Origin of the sequence: Pseudomonas sp. NBRC 111140, assembly GCF_001320885.1 — a bacterium.
GTDB lineage: Bacteria > Pseudomonadota > Gammaproteobacteria > Pseudomonadales > Pseudomonadaceae > Aquipseudomonas > Aquipseudomonas putida_P.
The window spans coordinates 1-23,162 of the sequence record NZ_BCBQ01000049.1 but is presented as its reverse complement, the minus strand read 5'-3'; the positions used below and the strand labels follow the sequence as shown (position 1 = coordinate 23,162).

Annotated in this window: 18 protein-coding genes and 2 pseudogenes; 9 read left to right on the top strand and 11 right to left on the bottom strand. The window is 64.1% G+C overall.

The genetic code is table 11. The features are described 5' to 3' along the window. The first annotated feature begins 66 nt into the window (after positions 1-66). The 3 genes from APH42_RS16590 to APH42_RS16580 all read left to right on the top strand — a co-directional run bounded on the left by APH42_RS16590 (position 67) and on the right by APH42_RS16580 (position 3,170). Positions 67-438 (top strand): translation initiation factor Sui1, encoded by a 372-nt coding sequence (locus APH42_RS16590; RefSeq protein WP_012270332.1) that lies wholly within the window; start codon positions 67-69, stop codon positions 436-438. Between the two features lie 151 nt (positions 439-589). Then, the gene (gene speA, locus APH42_RS16585) at positions 590-2,503 is read left to right on the top strand and encodes an arginine decarboxylase (RefSeq protein WP_012270333.1); all 1,914 of its coding nucleotides are present in this window, start codon (positions 590-592) and stop codon (positions 2,501-2,503) included. 211 nt (positions 2,504-2,714) lie between these two features. Then, positions 2,715-3,170 (top strand): transposase, encoded by a 456-nt coding sequence (locus APH42_RS16580; RefSeq protein ID WP_060493803.1) that lies wholly within the window; start codon positions 2,715-2,717, stop codon positions 3,168-3,170. Between the two features lie 88 nt (positions 3,171-3,258). Here APH42_RS16580 and APH42_RS16575 read toward each other — a convergent pair whose 3' ends face one another. After that, complete coding sequence (locus APH42_RS16575) at positions 3,259-4,596, bottom strand: MATE family efflux transporter (RefSeq protein WP_060493802.1); 1,338 nt, start codon at positions 4,594-4,596, stop codon at positions 3,259-3,261. Positions 4,597-4,774: 178 nt separating this feature from the next. On the opposite strand from APH42_RS16575, the gene APH42_RS16570 reads away from it, so the two are divergent. Further along, positions 4,775-9,676, top strand: coding sequence for an alpha-2-macroglobulin (locus tag APH42_RS16570; RefSeq protein ID WP_060493801.1), 4,902 nt, complete (start codon positions 4,775-4,777; stop codon positions 9,674-9,676). Positions 9,677-9,840: 164 nt separating this feature from the next. Here APH42_RS16570 and APH42_RS16565 read toward each other — a convergent pair whose 3' ends face one another. Next, entirely contained in the window at positions 9,841-10,134 is a 294-nt protein-coding gene (locus APH42_RS16565) for a hypothetical protein (protein ID WP_012270337.1), read from the bottom strand. Positions 10,135-10,211: 77 nt separating this feature from the next. On the opposite strand from APH42_RS16565, the gene pbpC reads away from it, so the two are divergent. Continuing rightward, positions 10,212-12,566: a peptidoglycan glycosyltransferase PbpC gene (pbpC, locus tag APH42_RS16560; protein ID WP_060493800.1), complete on the top strand. Its 2,355-nt coding sequence runs from the start codon at positions 10,212-10,214 to the stop codon at positions 12,564-12,566. A gap of 92 nt (positions 12,567-12,658) precedes the next feature. Next, complete coding sequence (locus APH42_RS16555) at positions 12,659-14,323, top strand: ShlB/FhaC/HecB family hemolysin secretion/activation protein (RefSeq protein ID WP_060493799.1); 1,665 nt, start codon at positions 12,659-12,661, stop codon at positions 14,321-14,323. A gap of 39 nt (positions 14,324-14,362) precedes the next feature. On the opposite strand, the gene APH42_RS16550 is transcribed toward APH42_RS16555, so the two are convergent. The 8 genes from APH42_RS16550 to APH42_RS16515 all read right to left on the bottom strand — a co-directional run bounded on the left by APH42_RS16550 (position 14,363) and on the right by APH42_RS16515 (position 20,506). Continuing rightward, positions 14,363-15,139: a response regulator transcription factor gene (locus APH42_RS16550; RefSeq protein WP_012270340.1), complete on the bottom strand. Its 777-nt coding sequence runs from the start codon at positions 15,137-15,139 to the stop codon at positions 14,363-14,365. A gap of 119 nt (positions 15,140-15,258) precedes the next feature. Continuing rightward, entirely contained in the window at positions 15,259-15,729 is a 471-nt protein-coding gene (locus APH42_RS16545; protein ID WP_012270341.1) for a prepilin peptidase, read from the bottom strand. Between the two features lie 213 nt (positions 15,730-15,942). Then, entirely contained in the window at positions 15,943-16,512 is a 570-nt protein-coding gene (locus tag APH42_RS16540; RefSeq protein WP_012270342.1) for a DUF4136 domain-containing protein, read from the bottom strand. Between the two features lie 19 nt (positions 16,513-16,531). Further along, the gene (locus APH42_RS16535) at positions 16,532-17,167 is read right to left on the bottom strand and encodes a DUF4136 domain-containing protein (RefSeq protein ID WP_012270343.1); all 636 of its coding nucleotides are present in this window, start codon (positions 17,165-17,167) and stop codon (positions 16,532-16,534) included. Positions 17,168-17,189: 22 nt separating this feature from the next. After that, the gene (locus tag APH42_RS16530; protein ID WP_012270344.1) at positions 17,190-17,939 is read right to left on the bottom strand and encodes a methyltransferase domain-containing protein; all 750 of its coding nucleotides are present in this window, start codon (positions 17,937-17,939) and stop codon (positions 17,190-17,192) included. Continuing rightward, a complete protein-coding gene (locus APH42_RS16525; RefSeq protein WP_012270345.1) occupies positions 17,936-18,241 on the bottom strand; it encodes a MazG-like family protein in 306 nt (101 codons plus the stop codon). Before APH42_RS16525 ends, APH42_RS16530 begins: the two co-directional genes overlap by 4 nt. Positions 18,242-18,299: 58 nt before the next feature. After that, positions 18,300-19,151, bottom strand: coding sequence for a MaoC/PaaZ C-terminal domain-containing protein (locus tag APH42_RS16520; RefSeq protein ID WP_060493798.1), 852 nt, complete (start codon positions 19,149-19,151; stop codon positions 18,300-18,302). A gap of 2 nt (positions 19,152-19,153) precedes the next feature. Continuing rightward, on the bottom strand, positions 19,154-20,506 hold the full coding sequence (locus APH42_RS16515; protein ID WP_012270347.1) for a 3-oxoacyl-ACP reductase: 1,353 nt from the start codon (positions 20,504-20,506) through the stop codon (positions 19,154-19,156). 117 nt (positions 20,507-20,623) lie between these two features. Here APH42_RS16515 and APH42_RS16510 point away from each other — a divergent pair, with 117 nt between their 5' ends. From APH42_RS16510 to APH42_RS30840, 3 genes and pseudogenes are all read left to right on the top strand, one after another. After that, positions 20,624-21,901 carry an acetyl-CoA C-acetyltransferase gene (locus tag APH42_RS16510; RefSeq protein ID WP_060493797.1) on the top strand — a complete coding sequence of 426 codons (1,278 nt, stop codon included), beginning with the start codon at positions 20,624-20,626 and terminating at the stop codon, positions 21,899-21,901. Positions 21,902-21,967: 66 nt separating this feature from the next. Beyond that, on the top strand, positions 21,968-22,747 hold the full coding sequence (locus APH42_RS16505; protein WP_060493796.1) for a helix-turn-helix transcriptional regulator: 780 nt from the start codon (positions 21,968-21,970) through the stop codon (positions 22,745-22,747). Between the two features lie 37 nt (positions 22,748-22,784). Then, positions 22,785-22,832 (top strand): annotated as a pseudogene (locus APH42_RS30840) (hypothetical protein); the annotation flags it as partial. Here APH42_RS30840 and APH42_RS30500 read toward each other — a convergent pair. Further along, positions 22,813-23,162: pseudogene (locus APH42_RS30500) on the bottom strand (chemotaxis protein); the annotation flags it as partial. The pseudogenes APH42_RS30840 and APH42_RS30500 overlap by 20 nt on opposite strands.

The following is a 23,162-nucleotide window of genomic DNA, read 5'->3' as shown; positions in this document are numbered from 1 at the left end:
GGGCTTCGCGGTCGGCCTCAACCCCAAGGCACGACCAGTTTTTGTCCTCAGCACAGAGGAACAAAAGTGGCCAAGAAAGCTTCTTCCTTTTCCGCCCTTGGCGGTCTCGTGTATTCCACCGACGCTGGTCGGCACTGCCCTGACTGTGGCCAGCCAGTGGATGCCTGCATCTGCAAGCAGCAAATTATCCCCGAAGGCGACGGCATTGCCCGTGTGCGCCGTGAGAGCAAAGGCCGTGGCGGCAAGACCGTGACCACCGTCACCGGCGTGCCGCTGCCGCCCGACCAGCTCAAAGAGCTGGCGACCACGCTCAAGCGCCGCTGCGGTACCGGCGGCGCTCTGAAGGACGGGGTTATCGAGATCCAGGGCGACCATGTCGAGCTGTTGATCGGCGAGCTGACCAAACAGGGTTTCAAGGCGAAAAAGTCCGGCGGCTGAGGCCATCGCGCGATTTTTTGCCCAGCGCTTTCTAAACTCGTTCCCGTGGCCAGGGTCTATGCCTGAACACGGATGAATCGTCATTTTCAGCTTTTACACTCGCTCCGCTGCCTGCGGGGCAGTGTCTTCGACTTATCTATAGGGGACTTGAATGTCCGTACGACGCACACGCAAAGACGATGGTAGCCAATGGACCGTGGCCGACAGCCGCAGTGTTTATGGCATCCGCCATTGGGGCGCTGGTTATTTCGCCATCAATGAAGCCGGGCGCGTCGAAGTGCGCCCCAACGGCCCCAACAGCGCGCCGATCGACCTGTACGAACAGGTTGACGAACTGCGCCAGAGCGGCCTGTCGCTGCCCTTGCTGGTGCGCTTCCCCGACATTCTGCAGGACCGCGTACGCCAGCTGACTGGTGCGTTCGATGCCAACATCGCGCGCCTGGAGTACCAGAGCCAGTACACCGCGCTGTACCCGATCAAGGTCAACCAGCAGGAAGCGGTGGTGGAAAACATCATCGCCACGCAAAACGTTTCCATTGGCCTGGAAGCCGGCTCCAAACCCGAGCTGCTGGCCGTACTGGCGCTGGCGCCGAAGGGCGGCACCATCGTCTGCAACGGCTACAAGGACCGTGAGTTCATTCGCCTGGCGTTGATGGGCCAGAAGCTCGGCCACAACGTGTTCATCGTCATCGAGAAAGAGTCGGAAGTGGCGCTGGTGATCGAAGAGGCCGCCGAGCTGAAGGTGAAACCGCAGGTCGGCCTGCGCGTGCGCCTGTCGTCGCTGGCTTCGAGCAAGTGGGCCGATACCGGTGGCGAAAAGTCCAAGTTCGGTTTGTCTGCCGCCCAGCTGCTCTCTGTAGTACAGCGCTTCCGCGATGCAGGCCTGGACCAGGGCATTCGCCTGCTGCACTTCCACATGGGGTCGCAGATCGCCAACCTGGCTGACTATCAGCACGGTTTCAAGGAAGCCATCCGTTACTACGGCGAACTGCGTGCGCTGGGCCTGCCGGTCGACCACATCGACGTTGGCGGTGGCCTGGGCGTGGACTACGACGGCACCCACTCGCGCAATGCCAGCTCGATCAACTACGACATGGACGACTACGCCGGCGTGGTGGTGGGCATGCTCAAGGAGTTCTGCGACGCGCAGGGCCTGCCGCACCCGCACATCTTCTCCGAGAGTGGCCGCTCGTTGACAGCGCACCACGCCATGCTGGTGATCCAGGTGACCGACGTCGAGAAACACAACGACGACGTGCCCACCATCGAGAACAAGGAAGCCCTGCCCGAGACCGTGCAGTGGCTGGTCGACCTGCTTGGCCCGACCGATATCGAGATGGTCACCGAGACTTACTGGCGCGCCACCCACTATATGGGTGACGTGGCCGCGCAGTATGCCGATGGCAAGATCAGCCTGGGCGAGAAGGCACTGGCCGAACAGTGCTATTTTGCCGTCTGCCGCCGCCTGCACAACTCGCTCAAGGCCCGCCAGCGCTCGCACCGTCAGGTGCTGGACGAGCTGAACGACAAGCTGGCCGACAAGTACATCTGCAACTTCTCGGTGTTCCAGAGCCTGCCGGACACCTGGGCCATCGGCCAGGTACTGCCGATCATCCCGCTGCACCGCCTGGACGAAGAGCCGATGCGACGTGCGGTATTGCAGGACCTGACCTGCGACTCCGACGGCAAGATCAACCAGTACGTTGATGAGCAGAGCATCGAGACCAGCATGCCGGTGCATGCGCTGAAGGAGGGCGAGGACTACCTGCTGGGCGTGTTCCTGGTCGGTGCCTACCAGGAAATCCTGGGCGATATGCACAACCTGTTCGGTGACACCGACTCGGTGAACATCTACCAGAATGCCGACGGCAGCGTGTACCACGCCGGTATCGAGACCCACGACACCATCGAGGACATGCTGCGCTACGTGCACCTGTCGCCGGAGGAGTTGATGACGCATTACCGCGACAAGGTGGCCAGCGCTAAGATCACCGCGCGGGAGCGGACCCAGTTCCTGGATGCCTTGCGTCTTGGGTTGACCCGGTCTTCGTACTTGTCGTCGTAACCGCCGGGGCCGCTTTGCGGCCCATCGCGACACAAGGCCGTTCCTACAGGCGATCGCGCAGTAATTACCATACGCGATTTCCCTGTAGGAGCGGCCTTGCGTCGCGAACTGAGGGCGCAGCCCTCACGGCGTCATACCCGGTAATGATCCGCCTACGCCATCCCTTATTGCGACACCTATCCTGCGAATGCAATGTTCAAAGGAATTCGACATGGACCGTCACGGCAATCATCGCTTGCGCCAAGGGCGCTTTTCAGAGTCAGGCAGGCTTTATCTGCTAACTACCGTTACCCGCCAACGGCGCCCGCTCTTCCAGAACCTCTGGTTTGCACGAGCGGCCATTAATCAATTGCGCCTGAGTGATCATGAAGGTAGTTGCCGTACGTTGGCTTGGGTTCTGATGCCAGACCATCTGCATTGGTTGATCGAGCTTGGGCCTACCAGCCTGGACAAACTCATGTGTGCTTTCAAGTCACGCAGCAGTTGTGCGCTTTACCGTATAGGTGCCGAGCGAAAGCACATCTGGCAGCCTGGCTTTTATGACCGGGCATTGCGCAAGGATGAGGATGTAAGGGCTGCTGCCCGCTACATCATCGCCAACCCGATTCGGGCGGGTCTGGTTCGACGAGCGGGCGAGTACCCACATTGGAATTGTGTGTGGCTGTGAGCCGGCAGGTGAGGGCTTCGCCCTCATTTCGCGACACAAGGCCGCTCCTACAGGGATCGCGATACCGAGCCGTTCCGCGATCCCGGCATTACCGAACCCACTCACCTTTCTGCTGCAACCGCCACCCCACCCACCCCAGCGTCACCGCCCGCAACCCCATGAACCCGAGAAACGCCAACCATAGCCCATGGTTGCCGAACCCGCTCATGGCCACCGCCACCGGCAGTGCAATCAGTACCGACACCACCATCGCATTGCGCATCTCCCGCGCCCGCGTCGCACCGATGAACAACCCATCCAGCAAGTAACTCCACACTGCAATCAACGGCAGTACCGCCAGGTAGGGCAAATACGGATAGGCCGCATTGCGCACGCTTTCGATGTCGGTCTGCAGGTCGATGAACAAGTGCCCGCCCAACAGGAACAACCCGGCAAACCCCAAACTGGTGATCAGCGACCAGCCACAGGCCACCACCAACGAACGGCGCAAGGTGTCGCGGTCGCGGGCACCAATGGCATGGCCGCACAGGGCCTCGACCGCATGCGCCAGCCCGTCGAGGGCGTAGGCCGTCAGCAGCAGGCCATTGAGCAGCAGGGCGTTGGCCGCCACCGTGGCCTCACCCAGGCGCGCCCCCTGCACAGTAATCAGCAGGAACACCAGTTGCAGCGCCAGGCTGCGCAGGAAAATATCGCGGTTGACCGCCAGCAGCGGGCGCCAGGCCTGCCAGCGTTTGAGCGCTGCCCAGGCGATCTGCCCCGGGTAGGCACGCAGTGCCGGGCGGGTCAGGGCCAGGCCGAGCAGCGCGGCGCTCCATTCGGCAATGACCGAAGCCCGTGCCGACCCCAGTACGCCCCAATCCAGGCCCAGCACGAACCACAGGTTCAGGACGATGTTCAGCAGGTTGGTGGTCAGCAGGATGGCCAGTGGCGCCCGGGCGTTCTGGGTGCCCAGAAACCAGCCAACCAGCGCATAGCTGGCAAGCGCCGCAGGCAGGCCAAGCAGGCGGGTATGGAAGAAGTCTTCGGTGGATTGCTGCAGGGCTGCACTGGGTTGCATCGCATGCAGTGCCAGCTGGCTGAACGGCAGAGCCAGCAGGCCGATCATCAGGGCGAAACCGACCGCCAAAAGCAGCCCTTGTACCAGCACCTGGCGCAACGCGGCGCCGTCGCCACGGCCAGCGGCCTGTGCGGCGAAGCCAGTGGAGCCCATGCGCAGGAAGCCCATCAGGCCAACCATGAAGGTGAACAAAGTGGCGCCCACGGCCACGGCGCCTAGCTGGTGGGCGTGGGGGAGGTGGCCGATGACGGTGCTGTCGACCAGCGCCACCAGCGGTACGGAGATGTTGGACAAGATCATCGGTGCGGCCAGCGCCCAGACCTTGTGGTGGGTAGGGCGGTGGCGCCAGTCGGCGGAGAGTTGGGACATTTGCTTACCAAGGGGCTTGGGGCCGCTGTACGCCCCTTTAACGAAGGCCACAGTGTAACCACCAGGCAACCATTTCGCGCGACCGTGGTCTTACTGGGCGCGCAACGCCGGGTGCCGCACCTGACGTTGCGCTATAGTTGCTGCCCTCACGTACACGCTGCCCAAGAGTTCCTACTCCATGTTCAACAAAGGATTGTTGCTGGCCTGCGCGCTGGCGTTGCTCAGTGCCTGTGACTCATCCGCGCCGGACAAACCGGCGCCGGTCGAGAAACCGGCGGCCACCGCGCCCGCCGAAGCCCCCGCCCCCAAACGCGAAGACCCGGCCGTGCTCGCCAAGCGCTACGAGGGCCGCGAACTCACGGTGCTGGATGTATCCGAAGTGCAGCTCGATGGCGCTGCGACGCTGTCGATCAGCTTCTCCGCGCCGCTGGATGCCAAGCAGGACTTCGCCACCAAGGTGCACCTGGTCGACACCGTCAAAGGCAAGCTCGACGGCGCCTGGGAGCTCTCCGACAACCAGATGGAACTGCGCCTGCGTCACCTGGAACCGCAGCGCAAGCTGGTGCTGACCGTCGACAAGGGCCTGCTGGCGGTCAACGGCAAGCAACTGGACAGTGAATCGATCACCCAGCTGGAAACCCGCGACATGCAGCCGACCATCGGCTTTGCCAGCCGCGGCTCGCTGCTGCCCACGCGCCTGGCCGAGGGGCTGCCGGTGATTGCCCTGAACGTCGACAAGGTCGATGTCGAGTTTTTCCGGGTGAAGCCGGAAATGCTCTCGTCTTTCCTGGCCAGCTGGGGGCGCAACAGCAGCCTGTACTACTACCAGTCCAAGGAAACCCTGGACATGGCCGAGCTGGTCTACAGCGGCCGCTTCGACCTCAACCCCGCCCGCAACACCCGCGAAACCGTGCTGCTGCCCATCGCCGGCATCAAGCCGCTGCAGGACCCGGGCGTGTACCTGGCAGTGATGCGTGCTTCGGGCACTTACGACTACTCGCAGCCGGCGACCCTGTTCACCCTCAGCGACATCGGCGTGTCGGCGCACCGATACCGCGACCGCCTGGACGTGTTCGCGCAGGCGCTGGAAGGCGGCAAGGCGATGAGCGGCGTCAATCTCGAAATCCATGACGAGAAGGGCAAGTTGCTGGCCCAGGCCAGCACCGATGGCAAGGGCCACGCCCAACTGCCGATCACGTCCAAGGCCGATACCCTGATTGCTACCCAAGGTGTGCACACCACCCTGCTGCGCCTGAACACCGCCGCCCTGGACCTGGCCGAGTTCGACATTACCGGCCCGCAAGCCAACCCGTTGCAGTTCTTCATCTTCGGCCCGCGTGACCTGTATCGCCCAGGCGAAACGGTGCTGCTCAACGGCCTTCTGCGCGACCAGGACGGCAAGCCGGTCAAGGCCCAGCCGGTGAGTGTGGAAGTGCGTCGCCCGGATGAGCAGGTGAGCCGCAAGTTCGTCTGGGAGGCCGACAGCAATGGCTTGTACCAATACCAGTTGCAGCTCGCCACCGAGGCCCCGACTGGCCGTTGGCAACTGCTGCTCGACCTGGGCGGCGGGCGCAAGCAGGTGTATGAATTTCTCGTCGAGGACTTCCTGCCTGAACGCCTGGCGCTGGAGCTGAAGGGCAGCAGCACGCCGCTGTCGCCGGAGGAGGATGCGCGCATCCAGGTCAATGGCCGTTACCTCTATGGCGCCCCGGCTGCCGGTAATCGCCTGAGTGGCCAGGCCTATGTGCGTCCCCTTCGCGAAGCGGTGCCTGCGCTGCCGGGCTACCAGTTCGGCTCGGTCACCGAAACCGAGCTGAACCAGGACCTGGAGCTGGACGAAGTCACGCTCGATCAGGCTGGCAAGGCCGTGGTCGATATCGAAAGCCGTTGGGCCGAAGCCCGCTCACCGCTGCAACTGACCGTGCAGGCCAGCCTGCAGGAGTCCGGTGGCCGGCCGATCACCCGTCGTCTGGAGCAACCGATCTGGCCTGCCGAGCGCCTGCCGGGCCTGCGTGGCCTGTTCGAGGGTGAGGAAACCGATAGCGACGGGCCGGTGGAGTTCGAATTCCTGGTGGCCGACCGCGACGGCAACAAGCTGGCGGCCAACGACCTCAAGGTACGTCTGATTCGCGAGCGTCGCGATTACTACTGGAACTACTCGCAGAGCGATGGCTGGAGCTACGCCTACAACGAGAAGTTCCTCACCCAGCGTGAGGAGACCGTTAGCGTCAAGGCCGGCTCCACGGCCAAACTGAGCTTCCAGGTTGAATGGGGCCCGTACCGCGTGGAGGTCGAAGACCCGCAGACCGGCCTGGTGTCCAGCGAGCGCTTCTGGGCCGGTTATCGCGCCCAGGACAACGCCGAAGGCGGCGCGGTGCGCCCGGACCAGGTCAAGCTGGCGCTGGATAAACCGTCCTACGCCGATGGCGCTACTGCCAAGGTCACCGTCACGCCACCTGCTGCTGGCAGCGGCTACCTGATGATCGAGTCCAGCGATGGCCCGCTGTGGTGGCAGGAGATCGACGTGCCCGCCGAGGGCAAGACCTTTGATGTGCAACTGGACAACGCCTGGGCGCGCCACGACCTTTACATCAGCGCGCTGGTGATTCGCCCTGGAGAGCGCAAGGCCAACGCCACACCAAAACGCGCCGTGGGTGTGCTGCACCTGCCGTTGGACCGCGCCGAACGCAAGCTGGCGGTGAGCCTGCAGGCACCCGAAAAAATGCGCCCGAAACAGCCGCTGACCGTAAAGGTGAAAGCCGCCAATGCCGATGGCAGCGTGCCCAAGCAGGTGCATGTGCTGTTGTCTGCGGTGGACGTGGGCATCCTCAACATCACTGATTTCAAAACCCCGGATCCGTTTGCCAGCCTGTTCGGGCGCAAGGCCTATGGTGCCGACCAACTGGACATCTACGGCCAGTTGATCGAAGCCGGCCAGGGCCGCTTGGCGAGCCTGGCGTTTGGCGGTGACGCGGCAATGGCCAAGGGTGGCAAGCGCCCTAACACCACGGTCACCATCGTCGCCCAGCAGAGCCTGCCGGTGACCCTGGACGACAAGGGTGAGGGCCAGGCCACGGTCGATATCCCCGACTTCAACGGCGAACTGCGGCTGATGGCCCAGGCCTGGACCGAAGAACACTTCGGCATGGCAGAAGGCAAAACCGTGGTCGCTGCACCGTTGATTGGCGAGCTGTCGGCGCCGCGCTTCCTGGCCGGTGGCGACCGCACCAGCCTGGCACTGGACCTGGCCAACCTGTCGGGCCGTGCTCAACAGTTGAACGTTGAAATCACCACCGATGGGCAACTGAGCCTGGCGGCCAACGCCGTGCAGAGCGTTAACCTGACCGAAGGCCAGCGCTCGACGCTGATGATCCCGGTACAGGCCCAAGGGGGCCTGGGGCAGGGTAAAGTGCATGTGCGGGTCACTGGCCTGCAGTTGCCAAACGAGCCCGCCACCGCGTTCGAGCGTGAGTGGACATTGGGCGTGCGCCCAGCTTATCCGGCGATGCTCAAGCACTACCGCGTGGCGTTGAAAGACCAGCCATGGACCTTGCCTGAAGCGGACCTGGCAGCTTTCGAGCCTGCCGGCCTGGAAGCCAGCCTGGCCTTGTCGAGCCGGCCGCCGCTGAACCTGGCCGAGCAGATTCGCGCGTTGGAAGCCTACCCCTACGGTTGCCTGGAACAGACCACCAGCGGCCTGTACCCGTCGTTGTACGCTGATGCCGATAGCCTCAAACGCCTGGGCATCAAGGGCGAGCCGGCGCAGGTGCGCAAGCGCAAGATCGAAATGGGCATCGAGCACCTGCTGGGCATGCAGCGCTACAACGGCAGCTTTGGCCTGTGGAGTTCGGACAGCGAAGAAGAGTACTGGCTCACCGCCTACGTCACCGACTTCCTGCTGCGTGCCCGTGACCAAGGTTACGGCGTGCCGGCCGAAGCGCTGAAGAAGGCCAGCGAGCGCCTGCTGCGCTACCTGCAGGAACGCAACCTGATCGAAGTCGACTACAGCGAAAATGCCGACCACACTCGCTTTGCCGTGCAAGCCTACGCGGCGCTGGTGCTGTCGCGCAGCCAGCAGGCGCCATTGGGTGCCCTGCGAGGCCTGTTCGAGCGCCGCGCCGATGCCCGTTCTGGCCTACCGCTGGTGCAATTGGCGGTGGCACTGGACAAGATGGGTGACAAACCGCGTGCCGAGCAAGCCTTGCAGGCGGGCCTGGGCATCAGCCGTGGCAAAGGCTGGATGGCCGATTACGGCAGCGCCCTGCGTGACCAGGCGCTGATCCTGGCACTGCTGCAGGAAAGCAACCTGGCCAGCAGCCAGGTCGATCAGCGCCTGTTCGCCTTGTCGGATGAGCTGGCGGCCAACCGCTGGCTGTCTACCCAGGAGCGCAATGCACTGTTCCTTGCCGGCCGTAGCCTGCTGGGCAAGCCGGAAGGCAAGTGGCAGGCACGCCTGGACAGTGCTGGCGAGGTGCGCGAGTTCAACAATGCCGAGGCCGGCATGAAGCTGGAAGGCCCGCTACTGGCATCGCCGCTGAGTGTGCAGAACGAAGGCAGCGAGACGCTGTACCAGCAGTTGACCTTGTCGGGCTACCCACGCCAGGCGCCTGCTGCTGGCGGCAATGGCCTGCAGATTCGCCGAGAGTACTTGGGCATGAATGGCCAGCCGCTGGACCTGCACAACCTGCGCAGTGGTGACTTGGTGCTGGTGCACCTGGCGCTCAAGGCTGAAGACCGTGTACCGGATGCGCTGGTGGTGGATTTGCTGCCAGCAGGCCTGGAGCTGGAAAACCAGAACCTGGCGCAAAGCGCCGCCAGCCTGGACAACGCCAGCAGCGCGGTGAAGGAGTGGCGCGAGTCTATGCAGAACGCCAGCGTAGTGCACCAGGAGTACCGTGATGACCGTTATGTTGCCGCGCTCAAGCTCGACAGCTACGGCACCACCCACCTGCTGTACCTGGCGCGGGCAGTGACCCCGGGCACCTACCGCGTACCGCCGCCGCAGGTTGAGTCGATGTACCGGCCGAACCTGCAGGCTGTGGGCGATGGGCAAGGGGAGATGACCGTAAAAGCCCGCTGAGGCTACGCGGTCTGTTGTAGGAGCGGCCTTGTGTCGCGATCGGGCCGCAAAGCGGCCCCAAAACCTGAGCGCGCGGAGCAACTGTGGTACCGCGTCGCCAGGTTTTGCGGCCGCTGCGCGCCCGATCGCGACGCAAGGCCGCTCCTACAGGAATGGCGCAGTTTCTAGTGAATCACCCAACTCATCACCCACAACCCCAGCACCAGCCAGATGATCCCGAGGATGATCGAGGCGCGCATGAACGCACGGATTGCCGAGTACAGCAGCATAAGGCCGATGATCAGGGCCAGGATGCTGAGTAGCGAGGTGTCCATGCCCAAGGTGCGCGCCAGGCCGTCGATGAAATTGCCACCGGCATTGGCCAGCAGGTTGAACAGCCCGCTCAATGCGTCGACGATGAAGCGGATCAACGACCCCAGTGCCTGGCCCAACCACTCGAAAAAACCTTCTACATGCATAGTTGCTTCCTGATGAACGAATCGGCGAGGTTGCCGTCCCCAAGCCTTTGGCCATTACCTGGCCAGGTCGGTTCCCGATGCCAAGCTTAGCGCGGCCACATCGCCATGCGGGCAGGATGTTGCGTGCCACGCTGATCGGCGTGCTGGTGCTGTGCGGCCTGTTGTGGCTGGCTGATCGTATCTGGCCGCTGCCCATGCCGGGCGACGACCTGGCCCGGGTGGTGCTGGCCGAGGACGGGACGCCGTTGTGGCGCTTTGCCGATGCTGATGGCGTGTGGCGCTACCCGGTCAGCCCCGAACAGGTGTCGCCGCTGTACCTGCAGGCCTTGCTGACTTACGAGGACCGCTGGTTCTACAGCCACCCTGGGATCAATCCACTGGCCTTGGCCCGCGCTGCCTGGTTGAACCTGCGCGGTGGGCGCGTGGTGTCGGGCGGCAGTACGTTGTCGATGCAGGTGGCGCGCCTGCTCGACCCGCACGACCGCACCCTGGCTGGCAAACTGCGCCAGTTGTGGCGTACGGCGCAGCTGGAATGGCACTTGTCCAAGCGCGAAATTCTGCAGATCTACCTGGACCGCGCGCCGTTCGGCGGCACCTTGCAGGGCGTGGCCGCTGCCAGCTGGGCGTACCTGGGCAAGTCGCCCTTGCACCTGACACCCGCTGAAGCGGCGCTGCTGGCGGTGCTGCCCCAGGCACCCAGCCGGCTGCGCCCAGACCGCCACCACGAGCGTGCTCAGCGCGCGCGCGACAAGGTGTTGCAGCGCCTGGCCGAATACCAAGTGTGGCCTGAGCGGCAAATCCGCGAGGCGGCCGAGGAACCGTTGGTGTTGGCGCCACGCCAGGAGCCGGCCCTGGCACCCTTGCTGGCCCGGCGCCTGAACAGCGCCGACAGCCCGCCACTGATTCGCACCACGCTCGATGCCGCACTTCAGCGGCGCCTCGAAGACCTGCTGCTGGGTTGGCGCGCCCGGCTACCGGAGCGCACCTCGGCCGCCGTCCTGGTGGTCGATGCGCAGACCATGGCGGTGCGCGCTTACCTGGGCTCGATAGATTTGGCGGACGAGCGCCGTTTTGGCCATGTCGATATGGTGCGCTCGCTGCGTTCGCCCGGTTCCACCCTCAAGCCGTTTCTCTACGGCATGGCGCTGGACGATGGCCTGATCCATTCCGAATCGCTGCTGCAGGATGTGCCACGACGTTATGGCGATTATCGCCCCGGCAACTTCTCCATGGGCTTCAGCGGCCCGGTGTCGGCCAGCTCGGCGCTGGCCCTGTCGCTCAACCTGCCGGCCGTGCAATTGCTGGAGGCCTATGGCCCGAAACGCTTTGCCGCGCAGCTGCGCATGGCGGGCGTGCCGCTGATATTGCCGCCGCTGGCCGAGCCCAACCTGTCGTTGATACTGGGGGGCGCCGGCAGCCGGCTGGAAGATTTGGTGGGTGGCTACGCGGCGCTGGCACGGGACGGTAACAGTGCGAAGGTGCGTTTGCAGCCGCAGGACCCGCTGGTAGAGCGACGCCTGTTGTCGCCAGGCGCGGCGTGGATCATCCGACGCATCCTCAGTGGCCAGGCTCGCCCCGACCGCGACCCGCATGCCGAACTGGTGCAGCGCCCGCAACTGGCCTGGAAAACCGGCACCAGCTATGGCTTTCGCGATGCCTGGTCGATCGGCGTCGGGCCGCGCTACCTGATCGGCGTGTGGATCGGTCGCCCCGATGGCACGCCGGTTCCCGGGCAATTTGGCTTGGCTTCGGCGGCGCCGCTGATGCTGCAGGTGCATGACCTGCTGAGCAACCGTGACAGTCAGCGTGGCATCAGCGTGCCAGTGGCGCGTGTACCGGCAAACGTCGGTGTGGCGGCGATCTGCTGGCCGCTGGGCCAGCCGATGAGCAAGCAGGACCCCAACTGCCGACGCCAGCGCTTCGCCTGGACCCTGGATGGCACTACGCCGCCAACCTTGCAGGCCGCTGACCAACCGCTGGGCCTGGGTTTGCGCGAAAACGTGTGGGTCAACGACCAGGGCCTGCGTGTCGATGGCAGTTGCCCGGGCGCCAAGCCCCGTGAAATCGCCTTGTGGCCGGCGCCGTTGGAGCCCTGGCTGCCCCGCCTCGAACGGCGCGCGGCGCGTCTGCCCGCCCTCGACCCGGCCTGCCCGCCGCAACTACCGGCCAGCGCGCCACCGCTGTCGATCGTGGGCGTGCGCCCCGGCGATAATCTGCGTCGCCCAGCCACCAGCAGTGAGCCGCTGCAATTGCATGTATCGGCGTTGGGTGGTGGTGGACGGCGCTGGTGGTTCCTCAACGGCCAGCCGCTGGGTGAAACCCAAGGGCAGGACAGCTTGCTGCTGCGCTTGCCCCAGGTCGGGCAGGCCGAACTCAGCGCGCTGGACGAAAGTGGCGAGACGGCGCGGGTGGCGTTCCAGGTCAGCGAGTAGGTGTTCGACGGCAGCCGGGCCAGCACCTACGCTTGCAGGTGAGGGGGGTGAGCGGCGGGTGCCCCACAACCCAAGGGAACATGGAGCGCCCTATGCGTCCTCTGGCCGTGCCCCTGCTGTTGCTGCCCTGGGCGCTTGCGGCCCAGGGCGAGCCGTTGCCGGGTTTTCTCGACAGCCATGAATACGAGCGGCGCTTGCCCAGCGCCAACCTGCCGATTGCGGCCTACCGCCTCGTCAGCCCCAACATACGGCTGGCCGAGGCGGCTATCCACAAGCCTGACTGGGCTTCGGCCAATACCCCGCTGATACTGCAAAAAGTACGCTTCGAGGGCGGCACGGTGTTCCCCCTGAGCGACCTGCGTGAGCACTACCAAGCGCTGATAGGGCGACAGACCACGTTGGGTGAATTGCAGCAATATACCGAGCGGCTGACCCAGCGTTATCGGCAGCAGGGCTACTTGTTGTCGTATGCCTATCTGCCACCGCAGGATGTGGCAGAGGGTAGGGTCAGCGTGGTGCTGGTCGAAGGTTACCTCCGTGATTACCGCGTGGACGGCGATATCGGCCCGGCCAGCGAGTATTTGCAACAGTTGCTGGCGCGCCTTGAGGCTGAGCGGCCGCTGACGCGGGAAACGCTGGAGCGTTTTCTGGGCCTGGCCGCGCGCATGCCTGGTGTGTCGGTAGAGGCCGAGCTGACAATGGCGCAGGCCGCTGATGGCGCCGCCCGGCTGACCCTGCATGCGCGGCGCAAGCCATTCGGCGCCGCTGTGACGGTGACCGACTCCAGCCGCGACACTGCACAGGCGTTGTTCACAGCAACCAGCAATGCCCAGACCCGCCATGGTGAACAACTCACGGCCAGTTGGCTGCTGCCTCCAGGGGACGACCAGGTCCATTACCAGCGTCTGGACTACAGCCAGTACCTGGACGCCGCCGGCAGTCAACTGCTGCTGTCGGCTTCGCGCTACCGCAGCGAGCCCGGCACGCGCATACGCCTTGAACATGGTCGCGATATCACCCGCGAGCACGACAGCGAGCGCTATGCGATAGGGCTTCGTCAGCCGGTGATCGTCAGGCCGGATGAGTGGCTGGTGGTTCAGGGGCACTTGTACGCAGTTCGTGAGCGCGATGAAGACCACACGGATGAGCAGCCATCGTCTCGGGACTACGACACCTACGTGCGTGCGCTGTCGTTCGAGGGCGATTGGCGCGAGATGGAGCAGAGGCGTATGCGTATCGTCAGTGCTGGGGTCTATCAGGGCCTGGATTACCTTGGGGCTCGAAGCGATGCCGACTACGACCTGGACTTTCTGCGGCTGCGGCTTTCCGGCTTGCAGAGCGACGCACTGCTGGATAACTGGCAGGGCGTGGTGTCCGGGGCCTTGTACTGGAGTGATGACAAGTTGCCCGACAGCGAGCGCGCGGGTTTTGGCGGGCAGAGTTTTGGCCGTGGATACCCGCGTGACCAGGCGGACGGGGACAAGGGCTGGGGTGTGGCTTACGAGCTGAGCTACAGCATGCAGGGGAGCGGGCTGGCGCTGGTTCAGCCATATGCGGCAGTGGACACGGCGCAGGCCTGGCATAACCGAGGGCCGGTGGAGGATGCCCACCTGGCGTCGCTGGCGTTTGGTGTGCGGTTAGGAGATGGGCGCGTGTTCAATGTGGCGCTGGAAGTGGCCAAGCCGTTGGCGGATGTGGCGCTCGATAGCCTGGACCGTGGGCCTCGGCTGACCTTGAGCGTTGACGTTCAACTGTAGGGGCCGCGAAGCAGCCCCGGTAATTTACACGCTGCCCCCTCAATGGGTGGTAAACCGCTGATGCACCGGCGATGAGCTAGGGGTAAGCGCCAGTGCCAGCTGGGTGCGGTTGTGCATGTGGGTCAGGCGCAACACCTGTGACACGTAAAGCTTCACGGTATTCTCGGTAATGCCCAGCTCACAGGCGATCTGGTAATTGGTCTTGCCTTTGCTGACCAGGCGCGCCACTTCCAATTGGCGTGGCGACAGCTTCTCGAACGCCGCTGGCAGTTCGCTTTCGCTTTCCTCCACGTCACTGGCACGCCGGTGGGTGCCTTGGCCACGGGCTTTTTCCAGGTCCTGATACAGTTCGTCCACTGAGTCGGCCAGCTCTTGCAGGCGCTGGTTCAACCCACCCAGATCACGGAAGTTTCGCTGGCGCTCCAGCAAGGCTTCTTCCTGCCGGCGTACGCCCGCCAGCAGCTCGTCAAGGTCCATCGGCTTCTGGTAGTAGTCGGCAAAGCCTTCGCGTAGCGCGCGGATCACGTCCTGTTTCTCGGCACGCCCAGTCAACATGATGGCTTCGAACATGCGCGGGCTGCCGTCGAGCCCCTTCAAGGCGCGTACCAGCTCAATGCCATCTCGCTCCGGCATGTGCAGGTCACAGATGAGCAGACCGATGGCCGGGTCTGCCACATATCGCTCGATAGCTTCGTCAGTTGAGTGGGCTGGTATGCAGACATAGCCCTTGGTTTCGAGGAATTCACACAGTTGTTCGACAATGACCGGTTGGTCATCAACCACCAACACCTTCACTTCACTCACTGGTCTGGACACGATCAACTCCCTGTTCGTATACCGCCCTGCTCCCGTGCCAGACGCTCTGGCAGCTTAAAAGTAGTCGCTCTAAGCGAATATGTACAAGGCGTGTACAAGTCTTCGGACCACTGGAAGCCTTATTGGATCCATACGGCCGTCAGAAGAAACCCTGCCAGCACATAGGGGACGAACGCCTGTTTGTCGCCCATTTCCTCGGTCAGGGCCTGCAAACGCTTCTTTACCTTGGGGTTGAGCAAGGTCCACAGGCGCCGGCGGGTAAGCAGCCATACCAGCACACTGACGCCGGCGCCGATAAAGGTGCCGAGCACATATTGCGGGCTGGTGGCCAGGGCCAGGGCGCCCATCAGCTTGACGTCGTCGGCGCCGAAGCGGCCGAGCATATAGCCTGGCAGGGTCAGCAGCATGACGATGGCAAGCGCCCAGCCGGCATCGCTGGCGTCGGCGCCGATCCAGCTGTGGCCGGTGGCGAACAGCCAGATCAGGGCGCAGGTAGCCACGCCCAGGGTCAGCAGGTTGGAGATCTGGCGTTGACGCACATCCTGTTCGGAGCACAAGGCAAGCCACAGCAGGAGAACAATGCTTTGCATTGGCAGGTCGCCCTTCCCAAATGTTGAACACTTCTACCCGGTCAGTCAGGTTTCCTTAAGTGAAGATAGACGGGAACGTGCGGGGGAGTGGGGCGGGATGGGTAAAAAGGCGTGGCTGGAATGGATTTTGTCGTAGCTGACACAGGCCTGCGCGGTCTTTTGCAGGCGCGACCTGGGCGCAAGGCCGCTCCTGCAAAGACCTGCATCAAGCCGCTATTTCTTGCTGCCTGGCGGATAGTTGGCCAACACCTTGGCCACGGTGTCGTGAATGGCGGTATTGCGTTCTTCAGGACTTGGCGGGTAGTTGTTCATGATCTGCTCGGCACTGCCGCGCCACACCAGCTTGCCGTCACGCCCATCGAACATGTCGACCTGAATCGTGGCGACCTTGTAGTCGACGCTGCGGGTTTCGTTGTACATCGGCCCCCCCCAGTAGCCGCCCCAGTAGCCACCCCAGCCACCGCCATAGTTGGTGGTGATCTGCTGCTGGCGCTGCTCGACGATCAGGTAAGTACGTACGCTCAGATCAGGCCGAGCGCCGCCTTGCACCGGGCGCAGGCCGCGCTGGTCGAGCTGATCGGCGACCGCTTGGCGAATGCGCTGTTCGGTGAGGTCGCTCTTGATCCGTGGGTCGTCCGGGCGGTACTGCAGCCCCGGCTCCTGCCAAGCCCAGCTGCGGTAGGCGGCGAAATCGCGGCTGGCATCGAAATCCTGCTGGACGTTATTGCTGGAGCAGGCGGCGAGCAATAACGCGAATGACAGTAGAACGAGACGGCGCAACATGATGGTTCTCCGTTAGCGATTAACTGGGAGGATAGCCGCTGAGCGCCTTGTGCACAGAATCGCGCAAGGCACTTTCGCGTTCGCGCGGCGAGTCCTTGTCGCTGCCGCTTTCGGCGCTGGCGCTCCATACCGGCTGGCCGCTGCGGGCGTCGTACAGGTCGATACGCACCACCATGACTTCGACCTCGTAGGTGCGCACGATGGGCACACTGGCATAGCCCCCGTAACCATGGCGGTAGCCACCATAGCCGACACCACCGTAGGGGTACGGCCCGTAGTAGGGGTCGTAGGTGTCGTAGTCACGCACCTGGCGCAAGCGTTTTTCCAGGCGCATGTCGGCGCTGACCAACAAGTCGCCGGAGGCCCCTCGGGCGGGGCGCAGGCCATGCTGATCGAGTGCGCCGCTGACGGCATCGGCCAACTGCGCCGGGTCAGCATTGGCCGAGCCGCTGGGTAACTGGCCGTTGCGCCAGCTCCAGCTGCGGTAGTGCCCGTAATCACGGGCGGGCGCCGGGTAGGCACTGGCGTCGAAGGTGGTAGCGGCCTGTGCAGGGGCCGGTGGTAACGGGCGGCTGCTGGCCACATACGGGTTGCTGCCCTGGCAGCCAGCCAGGGCAATGGGCAGCAGGGCCAGGCACAACAGACGGTACGGCATGTATTCCTCCCGGCGGGGCGGGTTAGCGAGGGCGGCAGACCCAGTGCAGGTAACGGCCAAGGCCAGCGAAACCGGGGTGGCGGCGGTAGGCCAGCTCCATTTCCAGCAGGTCGAGCAGCTCGGCCTTACCCTGGAACTCCTTGGGCATGTAGTCGTGGAACACCCGCACGCCGCTTTCGCTTTCAACCTGCCACATAGGTTCAAGTTGCGCCTTGAGTTCGCGTGGATCAAGCGGTTTCTGTGGGGTCAGGCTCTGCTTTTCACCTTCCAGACGGTTGCTGCGCAACTTGCGGAAATGGCCCTTGAGCAGGTTGCGATAGACCAGTGCATCGCGGTTGTAGAAGGCCAGCGATAACCAGCCGTCGGGGGCGGTGAGCTGGTGCAGCACAGGCAGGATGCTCTCGGGTTCGGCCAGCCATTCGAGCACGGCGTGGCAGAGCACCAGGTCGTAGGGCTCGGTCAGTTGGCCAAGCAGTTCTTGCCAGGGCGCATGAATGAAGGTGGCCGGTTGGCCCGCTTCGGCAAAGCGCGCACGGGCGCCGTCGAGCATGGGGGCTGCGGGCTCGGCCAAGGTCAGCTGATGGCCGCGCTCGGCCAGCCACAAGGCCATGTGGCCCAACCCGGCGCCAATGTCGAGGATACGTAGCGGGCGGTCGGGCAGCGCCTCGGCCAGGTCAGCCTGCAGCACGGCCAGGCGGATCGCACCTTTGGCGCCGCCGTAGATCTTCTCGGCAAAGCGCGTGGCCAGCTCATCGAAGTGACGGTCGTTCATAGGGCGAAGCGCCTCTCGCTATCGGCCAGCTTGGCCCGCACCACCTGATCCATGTCCAGGCCCAGTTCGCTGCAGAGCAGCAACAGGTAGAGCACCACATCGCCGACTTCCTGGCCGGCGTGGGCCAGTTTGTCGGCAGGCAACTGGCGCGATTCGTCCTCGCTCAGCCACTGGAAAATTTCCACCAGTTCGGCCATTTCGACGCTGGCGGCCATGGCCAGGTTCTTTGGGCTGTGGAAGCCGCGCCAGTCGTTGTTGTCGCGGATCTGATGCAGGCGTTGGGTGAGTTCTTGCAGGTTCATCGGGGGTCTCCTAATGCTGCATAGCTTCTGCCCAGGCCCGATGCAAAGCAAGCGGCGCCTACAGCAGAGCCCAGCGCCCGACCATATGCAGCACCCCTCCATGGCCATCCAGCCGCAACGTCCCCGAAGGGCCCGCCTCACTGGCACTGAGCACCACCTCCGAAGGCAACCTTACCGGCTTGCGAAAACCCACCTCGAAGGCATAGCCACTGTGCGGCAGGTGCCCGCGTAATGCGGCCAAGGCCATGGCCTTGGTCCACATGCCATGGGCAATGGACGTGGGAAAGCCGAACAACCGCGCACTGAGTGCACTGAGGTGAATAGGGTTGTAATCCCCGCAAACCTTGGCATAACGCCGGCCGATATCACTGTCGGCGTACCAGCGGGTGGCCTCGGGCAAAGAACCAGGTTCGGCGTCAGCGGGCTCATCCACTTCGCCTTCCAGCTTCAACCCACGCACCAGCATACGGCTGGTTTCACGCCACAGCAGACCGATGCCGTCTTCAGCCTCGGTGACCAGGTCGAAGGTGCCACCTTTGGCATGGGGCTGCAGGTTGTGCGCATACACCGCAAAGCGCAGCCCTTCGATAGCGCCAAGCGGGCGCAGTACCTCAATGCGGTTGTGCAGGTGCACCAGGCCGAGTAGCGGGAAGGGGAAGTCATTTGCGGTCATCAACTGCAATTGCAGGGTAAACGCCATGACATGGGGATAAGCCGCCGGCAGGCGGCCATCATCGGGAAAGTGGCACAGCCTCCGATAGGCGTTCAGATTGCCCGGCTGAACCCGGATGAAACAGCGCAGGCCATCCTCCGGCAACTGCTCGCCGCTGATTGTGCGCTTGCTGGCTGCACGCAGATAAAGGCTGGCGCGGGCCGTTGGGCTGTGCAGGTCGTGCCACTGTCGGCTCATGCTCAAGCCCCCATCAATGCCTGGCCGCAAACGCGCAGCACCTGGCCGTTGACAGCCCCTGAGCCCGGCTGGCTGAGCCAGGCAATGGCTTCGGCGACATCTTGCGGGCGCCCGCCCTGGCCCAGTGAACTCAAGCGTCGCCCGGCCTCGCGCAGGCCCATGGGCATGGCTGCAGTCATATGGGTTTCGATAAAGCCGGGGGCCACTGCGTTGATGCTGCCACCGCGCTCGGCGAGCCGCGGCGCCCAGGCCTGGGCCAGGCCAATCAGCCCTGCCTTGCTGGCGGCATAGTTGGCCTGCCCACGGTTCCCGGCAATACCGCTGACCGATGCCAGCAGGGTGATGCGTGCGTTTTCCCCCAGCGCGCCGTTGTCATACAGCGCCTGGGTCAGCAACTGCGGGGCCTTGAGGTTGACGGCCAGCACTGCGTCCCAGTATTCCGGCGTCATGTTGGCCAGCGTCTTGTCGCGGGTGATACCTGCGTTGTGCACTACGATGTCGATGCCGTCGGGCAGGGCCGCAAGCAGTTGCGCTGCTGCGTCGCTGGCGCAGATATCCAGTGGCAGTGCCTTGCCGCCTAGGCGTGCCGCGAGGGCGTCGAGGTCTTGGCTGGCTTGGGGCACATCGAGCAGTAGCACCTCGGCGCCATCGCGGGCCAGGGTTTCAGCTATGGCAGCGCCGATACCGCGTGCGGCGCCGGTGATCAGAGCGCGGCGGCCCCCCAATGGGCGGGTCCAGTCCTCGACCTGACTGGCACAAGCCCCCATGCGCAATACCTGGCCCGAGATGAAGGCACTCTTGGGCGAGAGAAAGAAGCGCAGGGCGCCTTCCAGCTGGTTCTCGGCATCGGGGGCGACATACAACAATTGGGCGGTCGCGCCGTTGCGCAGCTCCTTGGCCAGCGAGCGGCTGAAGCCTTCGAGGGCGCGTTGAGCAACGCTGGCCAACGGGTTGTCGAGGCCTTCTGGTGCACGGCCAAGCACCAGTACATGGGCACACGGTGCCAGGCTGCGCAACAGCGGCTGGAAAAATTCGCGCAACTGCTTCAGTGCATCGCTGTCGGACAAATGACTGGCATCGAACACCACAGCCTTGATTTTCGGCCCCAGGCCGGCCACCCAGGCTTCAGCCTGCAGGTTGTCGGCATTGAAGCTGTAGACCTCGTCGGTCAGGCACGGGGCGATGGCTTCGACCTGGCTCGCCAGAGGCCCGCCACCCAATACCAGGGCGCCTTCCACCGGGCGCAGGCGGCCAGCTTGCCAGCGCTCCAGCGGCGCCGGGCGTGGCAGGCCAAGGGCATCCACGAGGCGACGGCCGAGATTGGAGTTGGCAAAACCGAGGTAGCGATCGCTCATGGGTGGTCTCCTGAAAGGCAAGCTTGAAAGTGTGGACCAACTTTGTGGCAGGGTCGTTCGAATACGGTAAAAACACCTAGGCTGTACGGATCAAATTGTTTCAGGAGGAGCTAGCGCATGCATTCATCTCGCCGGGTCGCGATCCTGGGCGGCAACCGAATCCCCTTCGCCCGCGCCAATGGCGCCTACGCCACGGCCAGCAACCAGGCGATGCTCACCGTCGCGCTCGAAGGGTTGGTCGAGCGCTATCGCCTGCATGGGCAGCGCCTGGGTGAGGTGGTGGCTGGCGCAGTGCTGAAGCACTCACGCGACATGAACCTGACCCGCGAATGTGTGCTGGGGGCGCGCCTGTCCCCGCAGACACCAGCCTATGACATCCAGCAAGCCTGCGGCACCGGGCTGGAGGCGGCGCTGCTGGTGGCCAACAAGATTGCCCTGGGGCAGATCGACTGCGGTATTGCCGGCGGTGTGGATACCACCTCCGATGCACCGATTGCCGTCAACGAAGGCCTGCGCCATATCCTGCTGCAGGCCAACCGTGGCAAGAGCCTGGGCGAGCGGCTCAAGCCCTTCTTGAAACTGCGGCCTCATCACCTGAAGCCCGAGTTACCGCGCAATGGCGAACCGCGCACGGGGTTGTCGATGGGCGAGCATTGCGAGCGCATGGCCCAAGCCTGGCGCATTGGTCGCGCCGAGCAGGACGAGCTGGCGCTGCTCAGTCATCAGAAGCTGGCTGCGGCCTATGCCGAGGGTTGGCAGGACGACCTGCTAACGCCGTTTCTCTCGCTGACTCGGGACAACAACCTGCGCCCGGACCTTGGCCTTGAGCAGTTGGCCAGGCTTAAACCTGCCTTTGACCGCAGTGGGCAAGGCACCCTGACGGCGGGTAACTCCACGCCGTTGACCGATGGTGCTTCGCTGGTGCTGTTAGGCAGCGAGGCGTGGGCGCAGCAGCAGGGGTTGCCGGTGCTCGCCTATTTGGTCGATGGGGAAACCGCAGCGGTAGATTTCGTCACGGGCCGCGAAGGGTTATTGATGGCGCCGGTGTACGCGGTGCCACGCTTGCTGGCGCGCAATGGCCTGGCACTGCAGGACTTCGATTACTACGAAATCCACGAAGCCTTTGCTGCCCAGGTGCTGTGCACGCTGAAGGCCTGGGAGGATGTCGATTTTTGCTGCGAGCGGTTGGGGCTGGAGGCGCCGCTTGGGGCGATCGACCGCAGCAAGCTCAACGTCAAGGGCAGTTCGCTGGCGGCCGGGCATCCATTTGCGGCGACCGGGGGGCGGATATTGGCCAACCTGGCCAAGCTGCTGGCGACGGCGGGGAAGGGGCGTGGGCTGATTTCGATCTGTGCGGCAGGTGGGCAGGGGGTGACGGTAATCGTCGAGCGATGACACAGGTTGAACATCGAGACGATGCCAGCTGTTAGGCTTGTCTGGTCAGAACTACAAGAAACCGCCATGCCGATTATCGGACATCCCCGCGCTATTCCGGCGCTGGACCACCTGCCCAGGCCCCTCTACGCCCGTGCCGAAAGCCTTGGTGCCGGTTCCTGGACCACCCGCCACCAGCACGACTGGGTGCAGTTTTCCTACGCGATCAGCGGCGTACTCGGCGTGTACACGCGTGACGGCAGCTACTTTGCCCCGCCACAGTGGGGGGTGTGGATCCCTGCCGATGCCGAGCATGAAGTGGTCACTTCGATGCAAGCCGAGATGCGCAGCCTGTATGTGCGCCGCGATGCCTGCCCATGGGCGCCTGAGCAATGCCGGGTGCTTGAGGTGACACCACTGGCACGCGAACTGATCAAGCAGTTTTGCCTGTTGCCGGCGGATTACCCGGAGGGTGACAGTGCCGAGGCGCGCTTGGTGGCGGTGCTGCTCGACCAGTTGCGCACGTTGCCGGAAGTCGGTTTTTCACTGCCCTTGCCACGCCACCCTGGCTTGCTGGCGCTGTGCAATGGCTTGATCGCCGCGCCGGACCAGCCGCAGACCTTGCAGCAATGGGCGCGCGAGCTGGGGTGTTCGGAGAAGACGCTGATGCGGCTGTTCCAGCGGGAGACCGGGTTGAGCTTTCGCAATTGGCGGCAGCGCATGCGGTTGCTGTCTTCGCTGGCGCTACTGGAGGCGGGGGAGAATGTGACCGAGGCGGCGCTGGGGTGTGGGTATGACTCCACATCGGCCTACATTGCGGCGTTCAAGCAGTTGTTTGGGGCGACCCCGGGGGAGCTGAAACTTTAGTGCTCGGTTGCCGGTGCCGGTCTCTTCGCGGCATTAGCTGCGAAGAGGCCGGCACAGGCAATGCATCAGGTGCGGAACCTGCGCACCAGCGTGTCCAGTTCATTGGACAGCCCGGCCAGGCTCTCGGAGTCCTGACGCGCCGCCTGGGCCAGTTCGGCCACCAGTTGCGCATCGCCGTGAATCTGGCTGATGTGGCGGTTGATGTCCTCGGCCACCTGGTGCTGTTCTTCGGCCGCCGTGGCGATCTGCGTGTTCATGTCGCGGATCACGTCCACCGACTCACGGATCTGCCCGAAGCTGTCGCGGGCCAGGCCGATACGGCTCACCGACTGCTGCGAAACTTCCAGGCTGGCATGCATCTGTTCGGCCACTTCGGCAGTGCGGCTGGCCAGGTTGCCCAGCAAACCGTCGATTT

What these genes read in the sequence shown, in the direction of transcription:
- APH42_RS16530 (WP_012270344.1), bottom strand. Translation starts at nt 17,939, where the DNA reads ATGAACGACCGTCACTTCGATGAGCTGGCCACGCGCTTTGCCGAGAAG.
- APH42_RS16570 (WP_060493801.1), top strand. Translation starts at nt 4,775, where the DNA reads ATGTTCAACAAAGGATTGTTGCTGGCCTGCGCGCTGGCGTTGCTCAGT.
- APH42_RS16525 (WP_012270345.1), bottom strand. Translation starts at nt 18,241, where the DNA reads ATGAACCTGCAAGAACTCACCCAACGCCTGCATCAGATCCGCGACAAC.
- APH42_RS16575 (WP_060493802.1), bottom strand. Translation starts at nt 4,596, where the DNA reads ATGTCCCAACTCTCCGCCGACTGGCGCCACCGCCCTACCCACCACAAG.
- APH42_RS16505 (WP_060493796.1), top strand. Translation starts at nt 21,968, where the DNA reads ATGCCGATTATCGGACATCCCCGCGCTATTCCGGCGCTGGACCACCTG.
- APH42_RS16515 (WP_012270347.1), bottom strand. Translation starts at nt 20,506, where the DNA reads ATGAGCGATCGCTACCTCGGTTTTGCCAACTCCAATCTCGGCCGTCGC.
- APH42_RS16540 (WP_012270342.1), bottom strand. Translation starts at nt 16,512, where the DNA reads ATGTTGCGCCGTCTCGTTCTACTGTCATTCGCGTTATTGCTCGCCGCC.
- APH42_RS16510 (WP_060493797.1), top strand. Translation starts at nt 20,624, where the DNA reads ATGCATTCATCTCGCCGGGTCGCGATCCTGGGCGGCAACCGAATCCCC.
- APH42_RS16565 (WP_012270337.1), bottom strand. Translation starts at nt 10,134, where the DNA reads ATGCATGTAGAAGGTTTTTTCGAGTGGTTGGGCCAGGCACTGGGGTCG.
- APH42_RS16555 (WP_060493799.1), top strand. Translation starts at nt 12,659, where the DNA reads ATGCGTCCTCTGGCCGTGCCCCTGCTGTTGCTGCCCTGGGCGCTTGCG.
- APH42_RS16520 (WP_060493798.1), bottom strand. Translation starts at nt 19,151, where the DNA reads ATGAGCCGACAGTGGCACGACCTGCACAGCCCAACGGCCCGCGCCAGC.
- APH42_RS16545 (WP_012270341.1), bottom strand. Translation starts at nt 15,729, where the DNA reads ATGCAAAGCATTGTTCTCCTGCTGTGGCTTGCCTTGTGCTCCGAACAG.
- APH42_RS16535 (WP_012270343.1), bottom strand. Translation starts at nt 17,167, where the DNA reads ATGCCGTACCGTCTGTTGTGCCTGGCCCTGCTGCCCATTGCCCTGGCT.
- speA (WP_012270333.1), top strand. Translation starts at nt 590, where the DNA reads ATGTCCGTACGACGCACACGCAAAGACGATGGTAGCCAATGGACCGTG.
- pbpC (WP_060493800.1), top strand. Translation starts at nt 10,212, where the DNA reads ATGCCAAGCTTAGCGCGGCCACATCGCCATGCGGGCAGGATGTTGCGT.
- APH42_RS16580 (WP_060493803.1), top strand. Translation starts at nt 2,715, where the DNA reads ATGGACCGTCACGGCAATCATCGCTTGCGCCAAGGGCGCTTTTCAGAG.